This window comes from Alteromonas sp. CH_MED4-4 (genome assembly GCF_037029575.1).
Classification (GTDB): domain Bacteria; phylum Pseudomonadota; class Gammaproteobacteria; order Enterobacterales; family Alteromonadaceae; genus Alteromonas; species Alteromonas macleodii.
The window spans coordinates 140,644-156,362 of record NZ_JAYMEU010000003.1 but is presented as its reverse complement, the minus strand read 5'-3'; the positions used below and the strand labels follow the sequence as shown (position 1 = coordinate 156,362).

Annotated in this window: 15 protein-coding genes; 2 read left to right on the top strand and 13 right to left on the bottom strand. The window is 45.4% G+C overall.

The window, feature by feature from the left end; translation table 11 throughout:
- Positions 1–97 precede the first annotated feature (97 nt).
- Positions 98–1,324: a polysaccharide deacetylase family protein gene (locus tag WA381_RS03540; RefSeq protein ID WP_156087278.1), complete on the top strand. Its 1,227-nt coding sequence runs from the start codon at positions 98–100 to the stop codon at positions 1,322–1,324.
- A gap of 79 nt (positions 1,325–1,403) precedes the next feature.
- On the opposite strand, the gene WA381_RS03535 is transcribed toward WA381_RS03540, so the two are convergent.
- The 6 genes from WA381_RS03535 to WA381_RS03510 are packed head-to-tail and all read right to left on the bottom strand — an operon-like array spanning position 1,404 to position 6,003.
- A complete protein-coding gene (locus WA381_RS03535) occupies positions 1,404–1,991 on the bottom strand; it encodes a GNAT family N-acetyltransferase (protein ID WP_014951376.1) in 588 nt (195 codons plus the stop codon).
- Between the two features lies 1 nt (position 1,992).
- Complete coding sequence (locus WA381_RS03530) at positions 1,993–2,637, bottom strand: SCO family protein (protein ID WP_014977801.1); 645 nt, start codon at positions 2,635–2,637, stop codon at positions 1,993–1,995.
- Positions 2,634–3,551, bottom strand: a complete 918-nt coding sequence (cyoE, locus tag WA381_RS03525; protein ID WP_014980735.1) for a heme o synthase — start codon at positions 3,549–3,551, stop codon at positions 2,634–2,636. The genes WA381_RS03530 and cyoE overlap by 4 nt, the downstream gene beginning before the upstream one ends.
- The gene (locus WA381_RS03520) at positions 3,544–4,761 is read right to left on the bottom strand and encodes a COX15/CtaA family protein (protein WP_156087279.1); all 1,218 of its coding nucleotides are present in this window, start codon (positions 4,759–4,761) and stop codon (positions 3,544–3,546) included. Before WA381_RS03520 ends, cyoE begins: the two co-directional genes overlap by 8 nt.
- 5 nt (positions 4,762–4,766) lie before the next feature.
- Complete coding sequence (locus WA381_RS03515) at positions 4,767–5,306, bottom strand: hypothetical protein (protein ID WP_014951380.1); 540 nt, start codon at positions 5,304–5,306, stop codon at positions 4,767–4,769.
- Positions 5,299–6,003 (bottom strand): SURF1 family protein, encoded by a 705-nt coding sequence (locus tag WA381_RS03510; protein WP_156087280.1) that lies wholly within the window; start codon positions 6,001–6,003, stop codon positions 5,299–5,301. The genes WA381_RS03515 and WA381_RS03510 overlap by 8 nt, the downstream gene beginning before the upstream one ends.
- Before the next feature lie 45 nt (positions 6,004–6,048).
- Here WA381_RS03510 and WA381_RS03505 point away from each other — a divergent pair, with 45 nt between their 5' ends.
- Entirely contained in the window at positions 6,049–6,258 is a 210-nt protein-coding gene (locus tag WA381_RS03505) for a DUF2909 domain-containing protein (protein WP_039221374.1), read from the top strand.
- 15 nt (positions 6,259–6,273) lie between these two features.
- Here the strand turns inward: WA381_RS03505 and WA381_RS03500 are convergent, their stop codons facing one another.
- The 7 genes from WA381_RS03500 to WA381_RS03470 form a co-directional block, all read right to left on the bottom strand.
- Positions 6,274–7,167 carry a cytochrome c oxidase subunit 3 gene (locus WA381_RS03500; protein WP_014951383.1) on the bottom strand — a complete coding sequence of 298 codons (894 nt, stop codon included), beginning with the start codon at positions 7,165–7,167 and terminating at the stop codon, positions 6,274–6,276.
- Between the two features lie 23 nt (positions 7,168–7,190).
- Positions 7,191–7,778, bottom strand: a complete 588-nt coding sequence (locus WA381_RS03495; protein ID WP_156087385.1) for a cytochrome c oxidase assembly protein — start codon at positions 7,776–7,778, stop codon at positions 7,191–7,193.
- On the bottom strand, positions 7,741–7,911 hold the full coding sequence (locus tag WA381_RS03490; protein WP_197044435.1) for a hypothetical protein: 171 nt from the start codon (positions 7,909–7,911) through the stop codon (positions 7,741–7,743). Before WA381_RS03490 ends, WA381_RS03495 begins: the two co-directional genes overlap by 38 nt.
- A 14-nt stretch (positions 7,912–7,925) precedes the next feature.
- Entirely contained in the window at positions 7,926–9,554 is a 1,629-nt protein-coding gene (gene ctaD / locus WA381_RS03485) for a cytochrome c oxidase subunit I (protein WP_039228778.1), read from the bottom strand.
- Positions 9,555–9,563: 9 nt separating this feature from the next.
- Positions 9,564–10,727, bottom strand: coding sequence for a cytochrome c oxidase subunit II (coxB, locus tag WA381_RS03480; protein WP_014951386.1), 1,164 nt, complete (start codon positions 10,725–10,727; stop codon positions 9,564–9,566).
- 582 nt (positions 10,728–11,309) lie between these two features.
- Positions 11,310–11,936, bottom strand: a complete 627-nt coding sequence (lexA, locus tag WA381_RS03475; protein ID WP_014951387.1) for a transcriptional repressor LexA — start codon at positions 11,934–11,936, stop codon at positions 11,310–11,312.
- 112 nt (positions 11,937–12,048) lie between these two features.
- A complete protein-coding gene (locus WA381_RS03470) occupies positions 12,049–15,609 on the bottom strand; it encodes a COG1470 family protein (RefSeq protein WP_156087281.1) in 3,561 nt (1,186 codons plus the stop codon).
- Between the last annotated feature and the right edge of the window lie 110 nt (positions 15,610–15,719).

Sequence of the window (15,719 nt, the reverse complement as noted above, 5' to 3'; positions counted from 1 at the left end):
TCGCTATATACTATCAACCTATGCAGCGGCATAAGTGAAATGCGTACCAGCTTGACCATGTATAAGATTGGCCAAGTCGCATTATTTGGAGTTTACCATGCTATTGAATTTGATTAGGCACTCAGTGGATGATGATATGAAAACCAACAATGTAATTCAAAATAGAACGACGAGTCGTACGCGTTTGAAGATCTTATCTTCAATGCTTGCGGGAATTTTCAATGTTTTGTTGGTCTCACCTAGCATTGCTTCAAGCTCAGATGCAAACCCTGTTGCTGATGCGACTTCCACTACAAAGGAACAAAGTGGTAGTAACATCGACTCTAGTCTTAGCACCACGCCTAACGCCGCCATTTTGCTTTATCACCATGTGTCGTCTTCAACACCAGCCAGTACCAGTATTTCGCCTGAAGCCTTTAAATCGCACATGGAATACTTGGACGCACACCACACTGTTGTTTCGCTTCAGGACGTTGTTTCTGCGATACAACACAACTCTACACTGCCAGAAAATGCGGTTGCGATTACGTTTGACGATGGCTACGCAAACATTTTAGACAATGCTCACCCAATACTGGCTGACCTAGGTTTTCCCTATACCGTGTTTATCAACCCTGATGAAATTGGCGTAGGTCCTAAGCAGCTAACATGGGAGCAAGTTATTGCTATGCATAACGATGGCGTTGTTTTTGCCAACCACACGCTAGACCACCTTCATATGCTAAACGGTGAGCAAGTAATGGGCGAGCGCGCATGGCTGGAGAAAGTTTGGCAGAACGTAGAAAGTGCTGAAAAGAAGATTGAAGATAAACTGGATATTAGCCTTAAATATTTAGCGTACCCGTTTGGTGAATACAACACGGCGCTCGCTAATAAGCTCAAAGCTGAAGGTTACATTGGATTCGGGCAGCATTCCGGGGCTGTGGGCCCATCTAGCGACATGCAGGCACTACCGCGCTTCCCCGCGGCCGGTCCTTACGCCAATTTGGCAACGCTAAAGACCAAGCTTAATAGCCTTGCCATGCCAGTGACACAAAGTTCACATAAAGACCCTCGTATGACAGCGCGAAACCTGTCATCGCCCATTAGTTTAACGATAGACAGTGACGATGTTCGCCTTACACAAGTAAATTGTTTTTTCGGCGGCGACCCTATCGAGACTAGCCTAGAAGAAAATGTGCTTACGTTTACCCTTGATGAAACGCTTCCAGTTGGACGTTCACGTGTCAATTGTACAGCACCGTCTAATGCGCAATCATGGCGTTATTATTGGTACTCTACGCCCTTCTTTGTGGCAGATGAGAACGGCAATTACCCAGACTAGGGCATGTCGATAAGGCACATCTATGCTTGAGCGCGAGCGCATATCGATTGGGCTCGCGCTTATATAAGGAAACGTTTACCTATACAGGTTTAGAAAATCGAATAAAACCTTTATTTATCGACTCTTCCACAAAACTATGACGCTGATAGAAACGAATGGCTGGCACGTTCGACACTTCAACATCTAGTACCACTTTACGTTTGTTCAGTTTTTCTGCTCGCGCTTGCATAGCATCAACCAGTATCGTTCCCACGCCCGTTCGACGGGCACTTTCTTCAACAGAGAGATGGCCTATCATGAGTTCGGTATTAGTAGGCGGCGTAAGATTGATGGCCACGGTCTGATTGCGCATGAGCACTGTCATAGCCTCATCGAGGGTAAAGTACGATGTGATGCTATCAAGGGTCGCCCTATCAAATGTTGCACCAAGTTTGCTGTGCCAAGAGGTCACAACACCGAGTACTTCGTCGCCGCTACACGCCACCCAATGATTCTTAAAGCCATATTGCCCGCCACCGAGCTCCCATGCATGAGACAGGTAGCCCTCAGCTGTTTTATTTTTATTTTGTCCAAAAATAGACGTTAACAAAGACTGCGCCGCATTCAATATAAGCGGCGTAGTTTGCGCAGCATCAGATGCCACACCTTGCCTTATTTTGATTTCCATATTACTGCTTCGAGATTATTATTGGCATATCAGCCAATATTTGCTGGGAATCACTTATCGATAGCTTTCCTGGCTCTCTTTTTGGTTTGAATCTTCCTATCACCCTAGCTTCAGGGTCGACAAGTACGACAGATGCACTGTGATCAACTAAATAGTTGGGGTTATCGGTACTTTCAGCAATGGCATACATCATTCCTAAATTACGTACAAACGGGAATAGCGCCTTGTGCTCTCCAGTTACGGCAATGAACTCCTCATTAAAATAGCTCACATACTCTGAAAGTCTTTCAATTGAATCGCGATTTGGATCAACGGATACAAAAACAATTCGAATAGGTTCGACACTATTTAATGCTTTTAGTTCAGGATATATGCCGTTCAGTTCAGCCATGGTAGTTGGGCAAATATCGGGGCAGAAGGTATAGCCCACAAATACTAAGCTCCACTGCCCTTCAAGCGACGAATTATCAAACACTTCACCTTCATGAGATGTAAGTGAAAACGGTGATAATGCTCTCGGCTCTGGGTAAGTCTGAAAGTATTCAGGCTGACTTTCAACATTTGGGGGCGCGATATACAGCGCCCCTACGATGCCTGCACATAGCGCTAAAAATGCAACAAGGCCGACGGTAGTTCGTTGATTCATAAACTCAGTGGTATGTAGTGATCTAAGAGTAATACGACAAACAATACCATGAGATGAATAATTGAAAACCTAAAAGTTTTCATTGCAGTTTGTGGCTCTGCATCGAATTTTAACTTTAATGCATAGTATAAAAACCCAATGTTAAGCACACTTGAGCCAATCAAATAAATGAGATCGCTCATGCCTGTAAGGTAGGGCAGCAAACATACAAGCCCCAACAATACTGTATACAGCAACACTGACGTTTTCGTAAATGACACACCGTGGGTTACCGGCAGCATGGGCACCTTCGCTTTGGCGTAATCTTTTTCTCTATGAATAGCGAGCGCCCAAAAATGCGGCGGCGTCCAGGTAAAGATAATCAGCACTAAAAGCAGGGCATGGGCATGTATTTCCCCTGTAACCGCGGTCCAACCTAGAAGCGGTGGAGCAGCCCCAGCTAAACCGCCAATCACGATGTTTTGCGGTGTCGCTCGCTTTAAATACATCGTGTAGATAAACGCGTAGCCTACTAGACTTGCTAAGGTTAACCACGCGGTTAGCATATTCACAAAAAGAGCTAACACTACAAATCCAACCACACCTAAAACGCCTGCAAACCACAGCGCGTTGTTTACGCTAACCTTGCCTTTTGCGACGGGGCGATTAAAAGTACGCGCCATCACACTATCTATCTTATGGTCGACAACGTGATTAATAACGGCAGCAGACGCAGACAACATACCAATACCCAATAAGCCACAGATAAGTACGGTTGCGTTTACCCACGAAGGCGTAGCTAAACACATGCCTACTAACGCGGTTAACAGCAACAACATGACGACATTAGGCTTCGTCATTTCATAGTAATCTCGCCACGTGACTACATTGTGCTGACGTGAAGTACGCGCATGTAAAGAGACCGATTTAGCCATGGAAACCTCCTGGAGCTTTAGGGAGAATATGAGAAGACGTTGACGCGTTTAAAGGGTCGTGCAAAGGCGCTTCGTGGATGCTAAATGCACCTGCACCCTGCAGTGGTTTCGAACCTGAGAATGAGCCTGTATTTCGTTTTTCTGTACCGAAGACGTTATCGTTTTCTAGTGCCAAGAATACGGTAAAAATGAGGTTGAGTAGGGAGAGAAGTAACACGGCTGCGACCGCGTTATGCATTACAGCGACAGCCAGCGGCAGCATAAAGATAATGTTACTAAGTCCTAATGCCACTTGCGTGCACAATGCTACCAACATAAACGTACCCACATATTTTTGTTTACTTGTGGTGTAGCGGCTTACCAACACACTTATACCTAGTGCTAGTAAGTATAAAAACGTGATGACCGCGCCGAACCTATGCACTATGTGCATGGTAACTCGTTCGCCGTAATCGTGAGCACCAAACTCATAGTTGTCTGCGTCAGGCACACTGAATGCACCTGCCAAATCAATTCTTTCCTGCCAACCGCTTTCACAGACCGGCATTTCCGTACAGGCCAACGCAGCATAATTGGCAGAAGTCCATCCACCAAGAGCAATCTGGGTAACAAGCACGCCAAGCCCAATGAAGGCGAAAAGTTTAAGGTTTCGCTGAAAGACTTTGGCTTGAGGTAAGTCGGTAATATCCTGATCATGCATAGCTGACGCTATGGGCGTTTGTTTAGTTTTCGATGCATCGCCTGCGGTGTTGCGCAAGCGGAGGTAGAGAATAAACAGGCAAGAGAGTACAGAGAAGCCCCCCAGCAAATGCCCCATAACTACGACGGGAAGCAGATTGAGCGTCACGGTCCACATACCAAGTGCTGCCTGGAAGATAATAAGCCCCAGCAGTAACAGAGGTAATTTAACGGGCGTGCCTTTGTCGCGCTGCCGAATAGCAATAATGGCAATAGCCAGAACACACAGCCCCAGCGTTCCTGCAAAATAGCGGTGAATCATTTCATTCCACGCCTTAAACGCCTCAACTGGACGTTCGGGAAAAGCGGCGTTAGCTTGTGCCACTTTTTCCTCACTCAAAGGCACGGTTAGGTTACCGTAGCATCCAGGCCAGTCGGGACATCCTAGCCCAGCGTCGGTCAAACGCGTATACGCACCGAGAATAATAACGACTGCAGCCAGAAAAATACTGAATAGGGTTAATTTTTTCATGGCCATTATCCTATACGCGATAATTTAAGAAGCTTTCTCATATCTGCCAGCATGTTGCGGCTTTCCATCACGGCGTCTTTTCTATCGTCTTTAATGTCGTAAAAGAGCATGGCGTTATTTTGCGTATCAACAATATAAACACTGCTAGAGGCAAGCGCCGTTGGTGTAGTAACGGGTAAGGTTTCGACAAAAGGGTAGTCTTCTAGCGCGGCTATCGCAGTTTGGTCGCTTGAAGCGGTAGTAACGACCACTGCTTGGGCACGGTCCGATTCTTTACCTAGCGCAAGCCACACTTGGTTAATGCTAAAAAGTGCGTTCTCGCACACTGCGTCACATTTACTTGGCATCACATACAACAAACGCCATTTAGGTTCCGCGTTTTCTAAAAGCGCACTCATGTCGATGGTCGGCGCGAGCAGCTGACCTTTATTTGTCGCGCCTTTAGTAAACCAATCGTTATCAAGTGCGAGCTTTGCCAAAACAACAGGTAAAACAAACACGGCTACCATAATAATTAATGTTTTTTTCGAAGCAGCATTACTCATAACTACGTCCTTTCTTACTAATTGCAAAGCCGCCAATGGCTGCAGCGGCAATGGCTAAACCAAACCATTGAACTGCATAGCCAAGGTGCTTTTCAGGAGACATTACGACGGCCTGATGTTCACGAATAAACGCGGGGTCAGGCGTGGTAAGGTGAAGAATAAAGGGTAAAAGTTTGCGCTCTAAGGCGTTGCTTAGTGCAGGGAATTCTATGTGTTGTACCAGCGCGGGGCTTTGCGACAAAGCCATGTTGGTTTCTTTCACTAAGGGGTTGTTACCCGGCACGCTAAGCACGCCGATTAATTCGCGCGTTTGGCTTGTAAAATTTATTTCCGGTAGCGTGCGCGTTAAGTCTGGCGCAGGCACCCAGCCAAAGTTAACCAAGAGCCACCCGACATTGGTATTTACCGGTACGATGACATCGAAACCCACCCGCTGATTGTGAATCTGATTATCTAATAGCAACACATGGTTAGCGTCTATTGCGCCGCTGAACGATACGGTAATATCCCGAGGATCATCATGAGACAACGCCTCTTCTAAACTCAAGGTTCCATTACTTTGCTTTTGCGCTATGCTAGCTAAGCGTTGTTGCTTTTGGACCATGCGATCAAGTTGCCAGTACCCTAAACCGCACATAATCGCCACACTAAAGCCCGTGAGTAACCAAGGAATAACGTGGCGAGTGCGAGAAAACATGATTATTTCGCACCATGCAAAATTAGAATAAAAACAGAGGTGAATATGTTGATAAAAATAGTCCTTGTTGCGTTGGTGCTGTACATGATTGTGAATTTGTTCATGGCGATGCGAATCATGATGAAAAATGACACGTCTAAGGGCCCTATGAGTAAGTACATTGGTCGACGCGTGCTCACTTCTGCCGTCATTGTTATTATTATTCTTATCGCTATTGGTACCGGTTTAATTACCCCAAACCCAAGGCCTTACTGAGTTTGGGGCTCCCTTTTAAAGTACGTAAACAAAGATGTAGAGCATGACCCACACTACATCTACAAAGTGCCAGTACCAGCTCCCCGCCTGAAACGCGAAGTGGTTTTCAGGCGTGAAATGGCCTTTCAAGACCCTAAAAAACAGTACAATTAGAATGATGGTGCCAAGGGTCACATGCATGCCGTGAAACCCTGTGAGCATAAAGAAGGTGTTGCCGTAAATGCCTGACTGAAGCGTAAGCCCCAAGTCGCGATACGCATGTATGTACTCTTCTACCTGTAGGAACAAGAACCCACATCCAAGTAAGATAGTGATACCCAGCATTAGGGTTAGCTGTTTGCGTTTGTTTTGCTCTAGTCCTACATGAGCGAAGTGCAGTGTAATAGATGAGATAAGCAAGATAACCGTGTTGATTGTGGGCAACCCCGCAGCACTCATTTCCTGTGTGGTAGTGCCGCCTGGCGTTGACACCAGCGGCCACATGGCCTCAAAGGTCGGCCATAAGACCTCATTGGTCATAGCGTTGTTCGATGCGCCGCCCAGCCACGGAACGGAAATAAATCTCGCGTAGTAGAGGGCGCCGAAAAACGCAGCGAAAAACATTACCTCTGAAAAGATAAACCAGCTCATACCTTGTCGATATGAACGCCCCAGCTGATCGCTGTAAAGCCCTGCCATAGATTCGTCTATTTGATTTTTAAACCAACCTACAAGCATAACGAGCAATACTGCTATCCCCGCTAAAAGGATATGACCGCCATAGCCTGTTTCACCTTTGGTTGCTTGCACCACATAATTGCCCGCACCTACGGCGATAAGAAATAGAGCAACGGCCCCTACGATGGGCCATGGACTTTGTGCGGGTACATAATATTTTTGGTATTCGTGATTCTGTACTTCGGGTTGCATTTTCTTCTCCTTACCCCTTCTGCCTATTCGCCATTTGATGGTGTTGAAGCCATAAAGGGATTCGGTGTTGTCGTTAGGTCACTGGCTCGCGCTGTGACGTCATAGAGTGTGTACTGCAAGGTAAAAAACGTAATTTCTTCAGGTAGCTGAGGGTCTACATAAAACTGCATGGGCATATAGGCTTCACTACCCGCATCTAATGGCTGCTGATTGAAGCAGAAGCATTCAGTCTTGTTCAGGTACAGTGCTGCCGTTCCGGGGGATACAGAGGGAATGGCCTGAGCTACGATATTGCTTGATGCAGGGTTTCTCACATAAAACGACACCGTATTAAGTTCGCCAGGGTGCACTTTCACGCGCTTGGTTTCAGCACGAAACTCCCAGGACATACCGGTATTTGTGCGAGTAATAAACTCGACGGTCACTTCTCGCGACTCATCAATCTCAACCGATTGATAAACCGCAGCCGTGCCTTCGGTTTTTCCGTTAATTCCCGTAACGTCGCAAAATACGTCGTACAAGGGAACAAGGGCAAAGCCGAAGCCAAACATGCCAATGACAATAGCAACAAGTTTAATAACCATCTTGTTGTTTGCGCTTTGCTGTGACATCACGTGACCTCCGGGTAAATCCATAGATGAAGGTTGGTAAACGCTTGCTTAGTCGTTTATCTCCCTCACCACCTGCAATGTGTGAATGTCGTTCCCATCGGCTTTTGCCGGTTGAAAGGAATGACCTATTCACAACTCCACCTACCGTTACTTAACGACAGGTGGCGTTTCAAACGTGTGATAAGGAGCGGGTGATGGAATTTCCCATTCCAATCCTTCTGCGCCGTCCCAAACTTGCGCTGATACCGGCTCACCTTGCTTTTTGCATGCCTTGATAAGCAGGGCAAGAAAGATGAGCTGAGATAAACCGAATGCAAAACCACCCAGGCTTATCCATTTATTAAAATCAGCGAACTGCAATGCATAGTCAGGAATACGGCGTGGCATACCAGCCAAACCCACAAAGTGCATAGGGAAGAACAACACATTGACCGATACCAATGAGCACCAGAAATGCCATTTAGCTAAGGTTGTGTCATACATTTTTCCCGTCCATTTAGGCAACCAGTAATACACCGCAGCCATGATGGAAAAGACCGCGCCAGTTACCAGTACATAGTGGAAATGGGCTACAACGAAGTAAGTGTCGTGATATTGGAAGTCCACGGGCGTGATCGCCAACATTAGCCCTGACAACCCACCAATGGTGAACAGCACAATAAAGGCAATAGCGAACATCATTGGCATTTCGAAGCTCAGTGAGCCGCGCCACATGGTCGCTACCCAGTTAAACACTTTCACGCCAGTAGGCACCGAGATAAGCATGGTGGCAAACATGAAAAACATTTCCATGTACACCGGCATGCCCGTGGTGAACATATGGTGAGCCCACACAACAAAAGAGAGCAGCGCAATCGACGCCGTGGCGTAAACCATAGACGCGTATCCAAACAGCTGCTTTCGAGAGAAGGTAGGAACAATTTGCGAGATAATGCCGAAAGCGGGCAAGATCATAATGTACACTTCAGGGTGCCCGAAGAACCAGAAAATATGCTGGAACATAACCGGGTCGCCGCCACCAGCAGCATCAAAAAAGCTCGTGCCAAAGAACTTATCAGTTAACACCATGGTAACCGCACCGGCGAGCACTGGCATTACCGCAATCAGCAAGAATGCCGTGATAAGCCACGTCCATACAAACAGCGGCATTTTCATCCAGGTCATGCCTGGCGCACGCATGTTAAAGATGGTCACAATCACGTTAATCGCACCCATAATGGATGAAATACCCATGATGTGAACAGAGAACACAAACAACGCTGTCGAATCGCCACTGTAAGTCGTTGAAAGGGGCGCGTAGAAAGTCCATCCAAAAGCAGGGCCGCCGCCTTCCATAAAGAGCGAGCTCAATAGAATGAGAAAGGCACCTGGTAAAATCCAGAAGCTCCAGTTATTCATGCGCGGTAACGCCATGTCAGGGGCGCCGATCATCATGGGAATAAGCCAGTTTGCGAGCCCAGTAAAGGCTGGCATTACTGCACCAAATACCATGATAAGCCCGTGTACCGTAGTCATTTGGTTAAAGAAGTTTGGCTCTACAATTTGTAGACCGGGTTGGAATAGTTCAGCGCGGATCACCATGGCCATCGCACCACCAACTAAAAACATAATAAAGGCAAACCACAGGTAAAGTGTGCCTATGTCTTTATGGTTAGTGGTAAACAACCAACGCGTTATCCCTTTAGGAATATGATCGTGGTGTTCATGGTCATCATGTAGGTGACCGTCATGAGGCGCAGAGGTATCTGGCGAAATAACTTCAGTTGCTTTGCTCATTGTCTGCTCCTAGTTTCCGTTTGCCACTGCGTTGACATCTTTGGCTTGAACCATATCGCCAGTTTTATTGCCCCAGGCATTTCGCTCGTAAGTGACTACGGCGGCAATTTCCTTAAGACTTAGCATTTTTCCAAACGCTTGCATGGCTGTTCCTGACTTTCCATGCAGCACGATGTCAATGTGACCTTGCTGATCTTCTAGTGCCATCTTGCTGCCTTTTAATGCCGGGAACACGCCAGGTAAACCTTCACCATTTGGCATATGGCAAGCAGCGCACGTTGCGTTGTATACTCGCTCGCCCTCTTTCATCAGTTCATCCATAGACATATTCATAGAAAGTAGACGCTGCTCTTCTTCTTTTGCTTTACGAACAATCTCTTCTTGTTCGCCCATCCACTTTTCAAACTCGGCGGGTTCTTTAGCAATTACCACAACCGGCATATAGCCATGGTCTTTACCACAAAGCTCTGCGCACTGTCCGCGATAAATACCCGGCTCATTCACCTTGGCCCAAGACTCGTTAATAAAGCCGGGGTTGGCATCTTTTTTCACGGCAAAGTCAGGAACCCACCAAGAGTGGATAACGTCGTCAGAGGTAATAAGAAAGCGTACTTTTTTCCCAGTAGGAATAACCAAGGGACGGTCAACTTCCAGCAGGTAGTTATCTGTTTTCTGAAATTTGTTTTCTATTTGCTCGCGCTGAGTGGCGAGTAAAGAATAAAACTCTACATCGCTATCCATGTACTTGTAATGCCATTTCCATTGAGAGCCTGTTACTAACACCGTCATGTCAGGCTCAGACGTGTCTTCCATAGCAATTAGGGTATTCGCTGCGGGTACCGCCATGAAAATAAGAATAAGGAAAGGAATAACGGTCCAAGCAATTTCCACCTTCACGTTTTCGTGAAAATTAGCTGGCTTGGCGCCACGGGACTTTCTATGTAGATACATTGAGGCGAACATCACGCCAAAAACTACAACCGCGATACCTACACAAATGAAGAACATCAACATATGGAGGTCGTATACCTGCCCACTGATGTCGGTAGCACCGCGTCTCAAATTAAGCGAAGAGGCTTCTTCGCTTGCTTCTTGCGCAAAAAGCAAAGGGGAAAAAAGCAAAATTGGTATACTAGAACACCATTTTGCGAAAACGGTCGTTAGTTGTTTCACTCAGCACCTCCGTAATGGCGTGGTCAAAGACGCTGATTAATTTGCGCGATGCCCTACCAAATGGTTTGCGAACGATTGACCCATAACCTCAACTTGTAAAACAAATTTAGAGTCATTGTTATTATTTTGTTAATCTCTGTATAAGAATTGCGCAATAATGTCGCGCCGTCTAGTCTTTTCTATTAAAAATTTAACGAAGTGGTTAATTTTTAATCATTTACTAAAATGGTCGCGGGGATTTCAAGTGCAAAAAAGAGAAAGCGATTGCTGTGGGATGCCCTTGGAATCAAACAGGCATTTTGAACACGGGGTTAAAGTAAATGCTCGACTAACTAGTTAAGAAATCAATAAGTAATCGATGACTCAATGTCGATTTCAAACAAAATTCACAATAAAAAATGGAAAATACTTGAAGCATTCATAGAAAGAATAACGTGAGTAATGATAAAAATAAGCGCGCAGAAAACCAACAGGTTTGCTGGGCAGGATAAAACCTAAGTTGGCAGATTGAAGAAAAAAACAGGAACAAAAGACATAAAAAAAGCGGCTAACGCGCCGCTTTTATACAAACAAGCTAAAATACTACATCCAGTCAGCGTTTCTGATCACACCCACCGCAATGCCTTCTATCGCAAAATGTTCAGTCGCTAAATCAACTTTTATTGGTGCAAACTCATCATTCTCAGCATGAAGCAATACTTCACGCCCGCGTTTCTCTAGACGCTTTACGGTGACGTCTTCATCTACACGCGCCACAACCACCTGACCGTTGTGAACATCAGTGGTGCGATGAACAGCGAGAAGATCACCGTCTAAAATACCAATGTCTTTCATGCTCATACCGTTAACGCGTAGCAAAAAGTCGGCATGGGGTTGAAACAGTGCAGGATCGACTTTGTAGTGCGATTCAACATGCTCTTGCGCCAAGATCGGCTCACCGGCTGCAACACGCCCAATTAACGGTAGGCCTTCTTCTTCTTGTGCGTCGTTATCAAGAGGGATATTGAGCTTAATGCCACGAGACGTACCAGGCAAAATTTCAATCACGCCTTTACGCGCCAATGCTTTCAAATGTTCCTCTGCTGCATTAGCAGAACGAAAGCCAAGCTGACGGGCTATTTCCGCACGAGTAGGCGGCATTCCCGTTTCTAACATGGTTGTTTTAATAAGTTCTAAAACTTCGGTTTGTCGAGCTGTGAGTGGGCGCATAAAAGACCTGTCTGTTCATACAGTTCCTGTAAGTATATACACCTAAAACTAAATAACAAGCACTTGCCGCGTCTTTTGCGATCTGCAATAGCCTACGACAAGTGCTTTCCTCTTATTTTACGAGAAGAGCCATGTTCGGGTTACTAATTTGTAACTCCAGCTCCCCATCACTATTTTGACGTGTGCGCATGCCTTCAACATTATCGAGCCCAAGTCCAGGGCTTTGCCACACCACATTGCCTTTATTATCAACCTCAACCACGCGATATGCGATGCTGTCATAATAATTGTACGAATAGTCATTCTCGTTAGGCTGGTAGATAGCGAGAATCGACTGATTAGACGACGTCGTTGGAACAGCCGCTATATACTGAGGGTAGAATGACGGTGCTATAGCGTCTTTGAGTTCTAATGCATCGCTCGCCACGTCATAAACATTGATGGTGTTGTAGTTTCTATTTAAACACGCAAATTCAAGTTCGCTATCACTATCAAAATTTACCGTGAGCAATTGGTCACAATTGGTTTCCAATTCATTCAATCCAACAAATTCACCATCCTGCATTTTATAGAGCTTGAGCGAACTATAGCCCCCAACAGCAAAATAATGCACACCGTCTTTTTCAGAGGCAGCAAGCGCATTAATTGAAAAATCGTTAATGATTGAGTCGATAAGCACCTGATTCTCGATATCAAACGCTTTAAGTCGATTGTTCTCAATAATAACTGCATCGGCGTAACTATCGTTATTTACGTCAATGGCTTCAATAAACGAAATTTCACTATTCTGATTATTGTTCAGTGTCCACTGAATAGCGTTATCTGTAAGTCTCACGACATTAAACGACGAACTATAATCCAGTGCCCCTATTAGTAACTCACCCACACCGTCATTGTTGTAGTCTGTAACGACCGGTTTGCTATAGTTATAGACATCTTCGCCAACCTCAGCACTTATCGCAAAGTTATCCTCTTTATCTACCGATAAAATCTGAATAGATGATTCGTAACTACTTGTATCGCTAACAAAGACGGCTCTTTCATCATTATCGCCATAAGGTGCCCAACCCGCGGCATGATATCTACTCGCGCGCGGCGCACCTTTTATATCTGATAAGGCATATTCACCGTTGGCATCTTGTTGCGCTACTAAAATTTGATTCTCACCAGTCCAAATAATGTCGTCCACATTGTCATTGTCTAAATCGTCAATGAGAAGTGACATGCCACTGTAAGTGTTGTGGTTAAGAGCCCACTGCTCAGAGATTTGTCCCGCTTCTAATGCAAAACCTCTAACTTGTCCCCACTGACACTCGGAGACAACCACTATTCCTTCTGTAGCTGGGCTTTCTTTACTATAGGCGATATCACAAATGTCACCATGTTCCGCCGTTGCCAAACTGCTTTTCGATACTGCTGAGTAGATTGAGATATCATTCCAACTATCGGCACCGATGATTTCATCTACACCATCGTTATTCATATCACCCAGCACAACAAATGCGTCGCTGAACCCGCTACCGTATAGCCATTGGTTGGCACCGCTTTCGATATCAAATACATAACCATTGTTCGTTACCATTTCTATCGATGCGTCATCATCTACGTTACCAAAAGCAAGGTTATTGACGCCGTCAATATCGTACTGTTGCAACTGCTCACCTGTGCGAACATCTACAATGGCAATAGAAGTCGCATTGTAATATTCGCTCCCATATAAATAAGCAACTTCATCAACCCCGTCACCATTGATGTCGTAAAATAAGCCAGAAATAATACTATCTTCAATAATAAACACCGCTTCTGCGTTACTTTCGCGGTCTTTTATTACAGACAATCCCTGTTGAGTAAGAAGGTAGATTTCATCATTATTGTCACCATCAACATCTTGGGTATGCACGCTTCTAATTTCGCCTTTAGTTGGCAGTTTATACGGATACACATAGGTATTTTTAAGCGTATTGCCTTCTAGCGAAAATGCGCCCACGTTGCGAGCATTTACCGTGATAAGTTCACTTACACCATTGGTCGAAGCAATAGCAAAGCCGTGATTATAAATTGGTGCCATCACAGTAGTACGAGCATAAGCCGGGGCCTTGTCCGCATAAGAAGTGATTTCGAGCGTTTGTTGGGATTCAGTTCCGTCTAAGCTAGCGAAACTAAACATATAAGTTTGAGCGTTGAAAAGTTGATTCGCAGGTACATTCCAGGTCATCAGACCTTCCGCATTTAACGAAGCACCGGGAGGCGCTGAAATAAGCTCTCCCGCGACGTCATCGTCAACTCTGTCTGGGTCACTCATCGATACGGTAAACTCTACGTATCCGCCCGCAGTTACTACTTCAGGCATATTCGATGCAGTGAGCGTCATAGGAGAATTGCCGATCTCAACGAAAGTAGGCTGGGATTCAACAACGTTAATACCGTCTGACACCACCATGGTAACTTTAACTTCATCACCGAAGACTGCGCTGTAAGGTGGGAGCGTGGTACCATTAACATCGTCAAGGACTACACCATTTACATACCAGCGAAACGAAATCACCAGCTCTGAGTCGGGAGTATCTGAATCATGATAGTAGCCAGGCTCAACGGTGACTTCATCTGTGGTATAGACAGTCTCATAGGCATAGTAATAAGGCTGATTCACTACAGGAGGTACGGATATCGCATCGATATCTGAAAGCGCAAGGCCAGTATGATTTCCGCTGGCAAACGCTGTTAGATTATTAAAGTATACACCTACATCGTAAATATCATCGCCGTTGTTATCTTCGCCATAGCGAACTGCGCCATCAATAACGTCAATTCCAGCCGTTTTATCTCCTTTTACGACCAGCGAGCCAGATGACGAATAGGGAAGGTCGCCCTGATCAGAAGAATATGCAAAGTCCAATTTGCCTTTAGACGCAATGTAGATTGAACCATTAAGTTCAGACACGAAGGTGTTGTTTGTCACCCCTTCTGCTGATGTGCCACTGACCTTGTAAGTTTCACCATTGTGCGTGACAGTAAGATACTGCCTCGTCTCTTCATAAAACGTACCTGTTTGTGGGCGGTAGCGAAAATCAACACTTAAGTAGCCTTTTAATGTTGTGCGCACGCCACCGTCTAGCATAGACAAAGTAGTGAAATAAGACGTTACTTCGGAGCTGTTTTCACCTGCGTCAGTAATAACTAGCGAAAATTGTCCGTCATACCGAGTGGAGTCGTAATATTGAATGCACTGATCATAGTCTACAGTAATCGTTCCTTTACCCGTGTCTTCATCAAGCTTACCTGAGTATGTTACTGATCCTGATTCATAGCACTCGGTCGTACCTTCAACGTTGCCGTTCTCATCTAGGAAGGTGTAGATATCATATTGATCTACATAGGGTGAGCCACTTGTATTGTCACCAAAGAGCGTGATGTAAACCTCTTGTACTGCGCTGATATCCACAGTAGAGACTTTCGTTTCTCCACTGTAGTTCGCATCAGCATAGGTGGTTGCCGCTGAGTTTAGTCGTGACTCTGAGTAATCTAAAGGATTTGATAAAATTTCTAGTGCTGTCGGCTCAGGTGGAGGTGGTGGGTTTGTAGGTGGAGAAGAATCAGAGCCACCTCCACCACCACACGCAGTTAGAGCTAAAAGAGAAAAAAGGCCAGAAAAACCCAAGCGCGAAGTTTTCATACATCGTCCCTGATTTAAAAGGCATGTCGGCTTTTTAGTTAAAAGCTCAAAACAAGCCTAATTATTAAGTTTAATAAAATATTCGTTTTTTATAACTTAACTTTATCAAT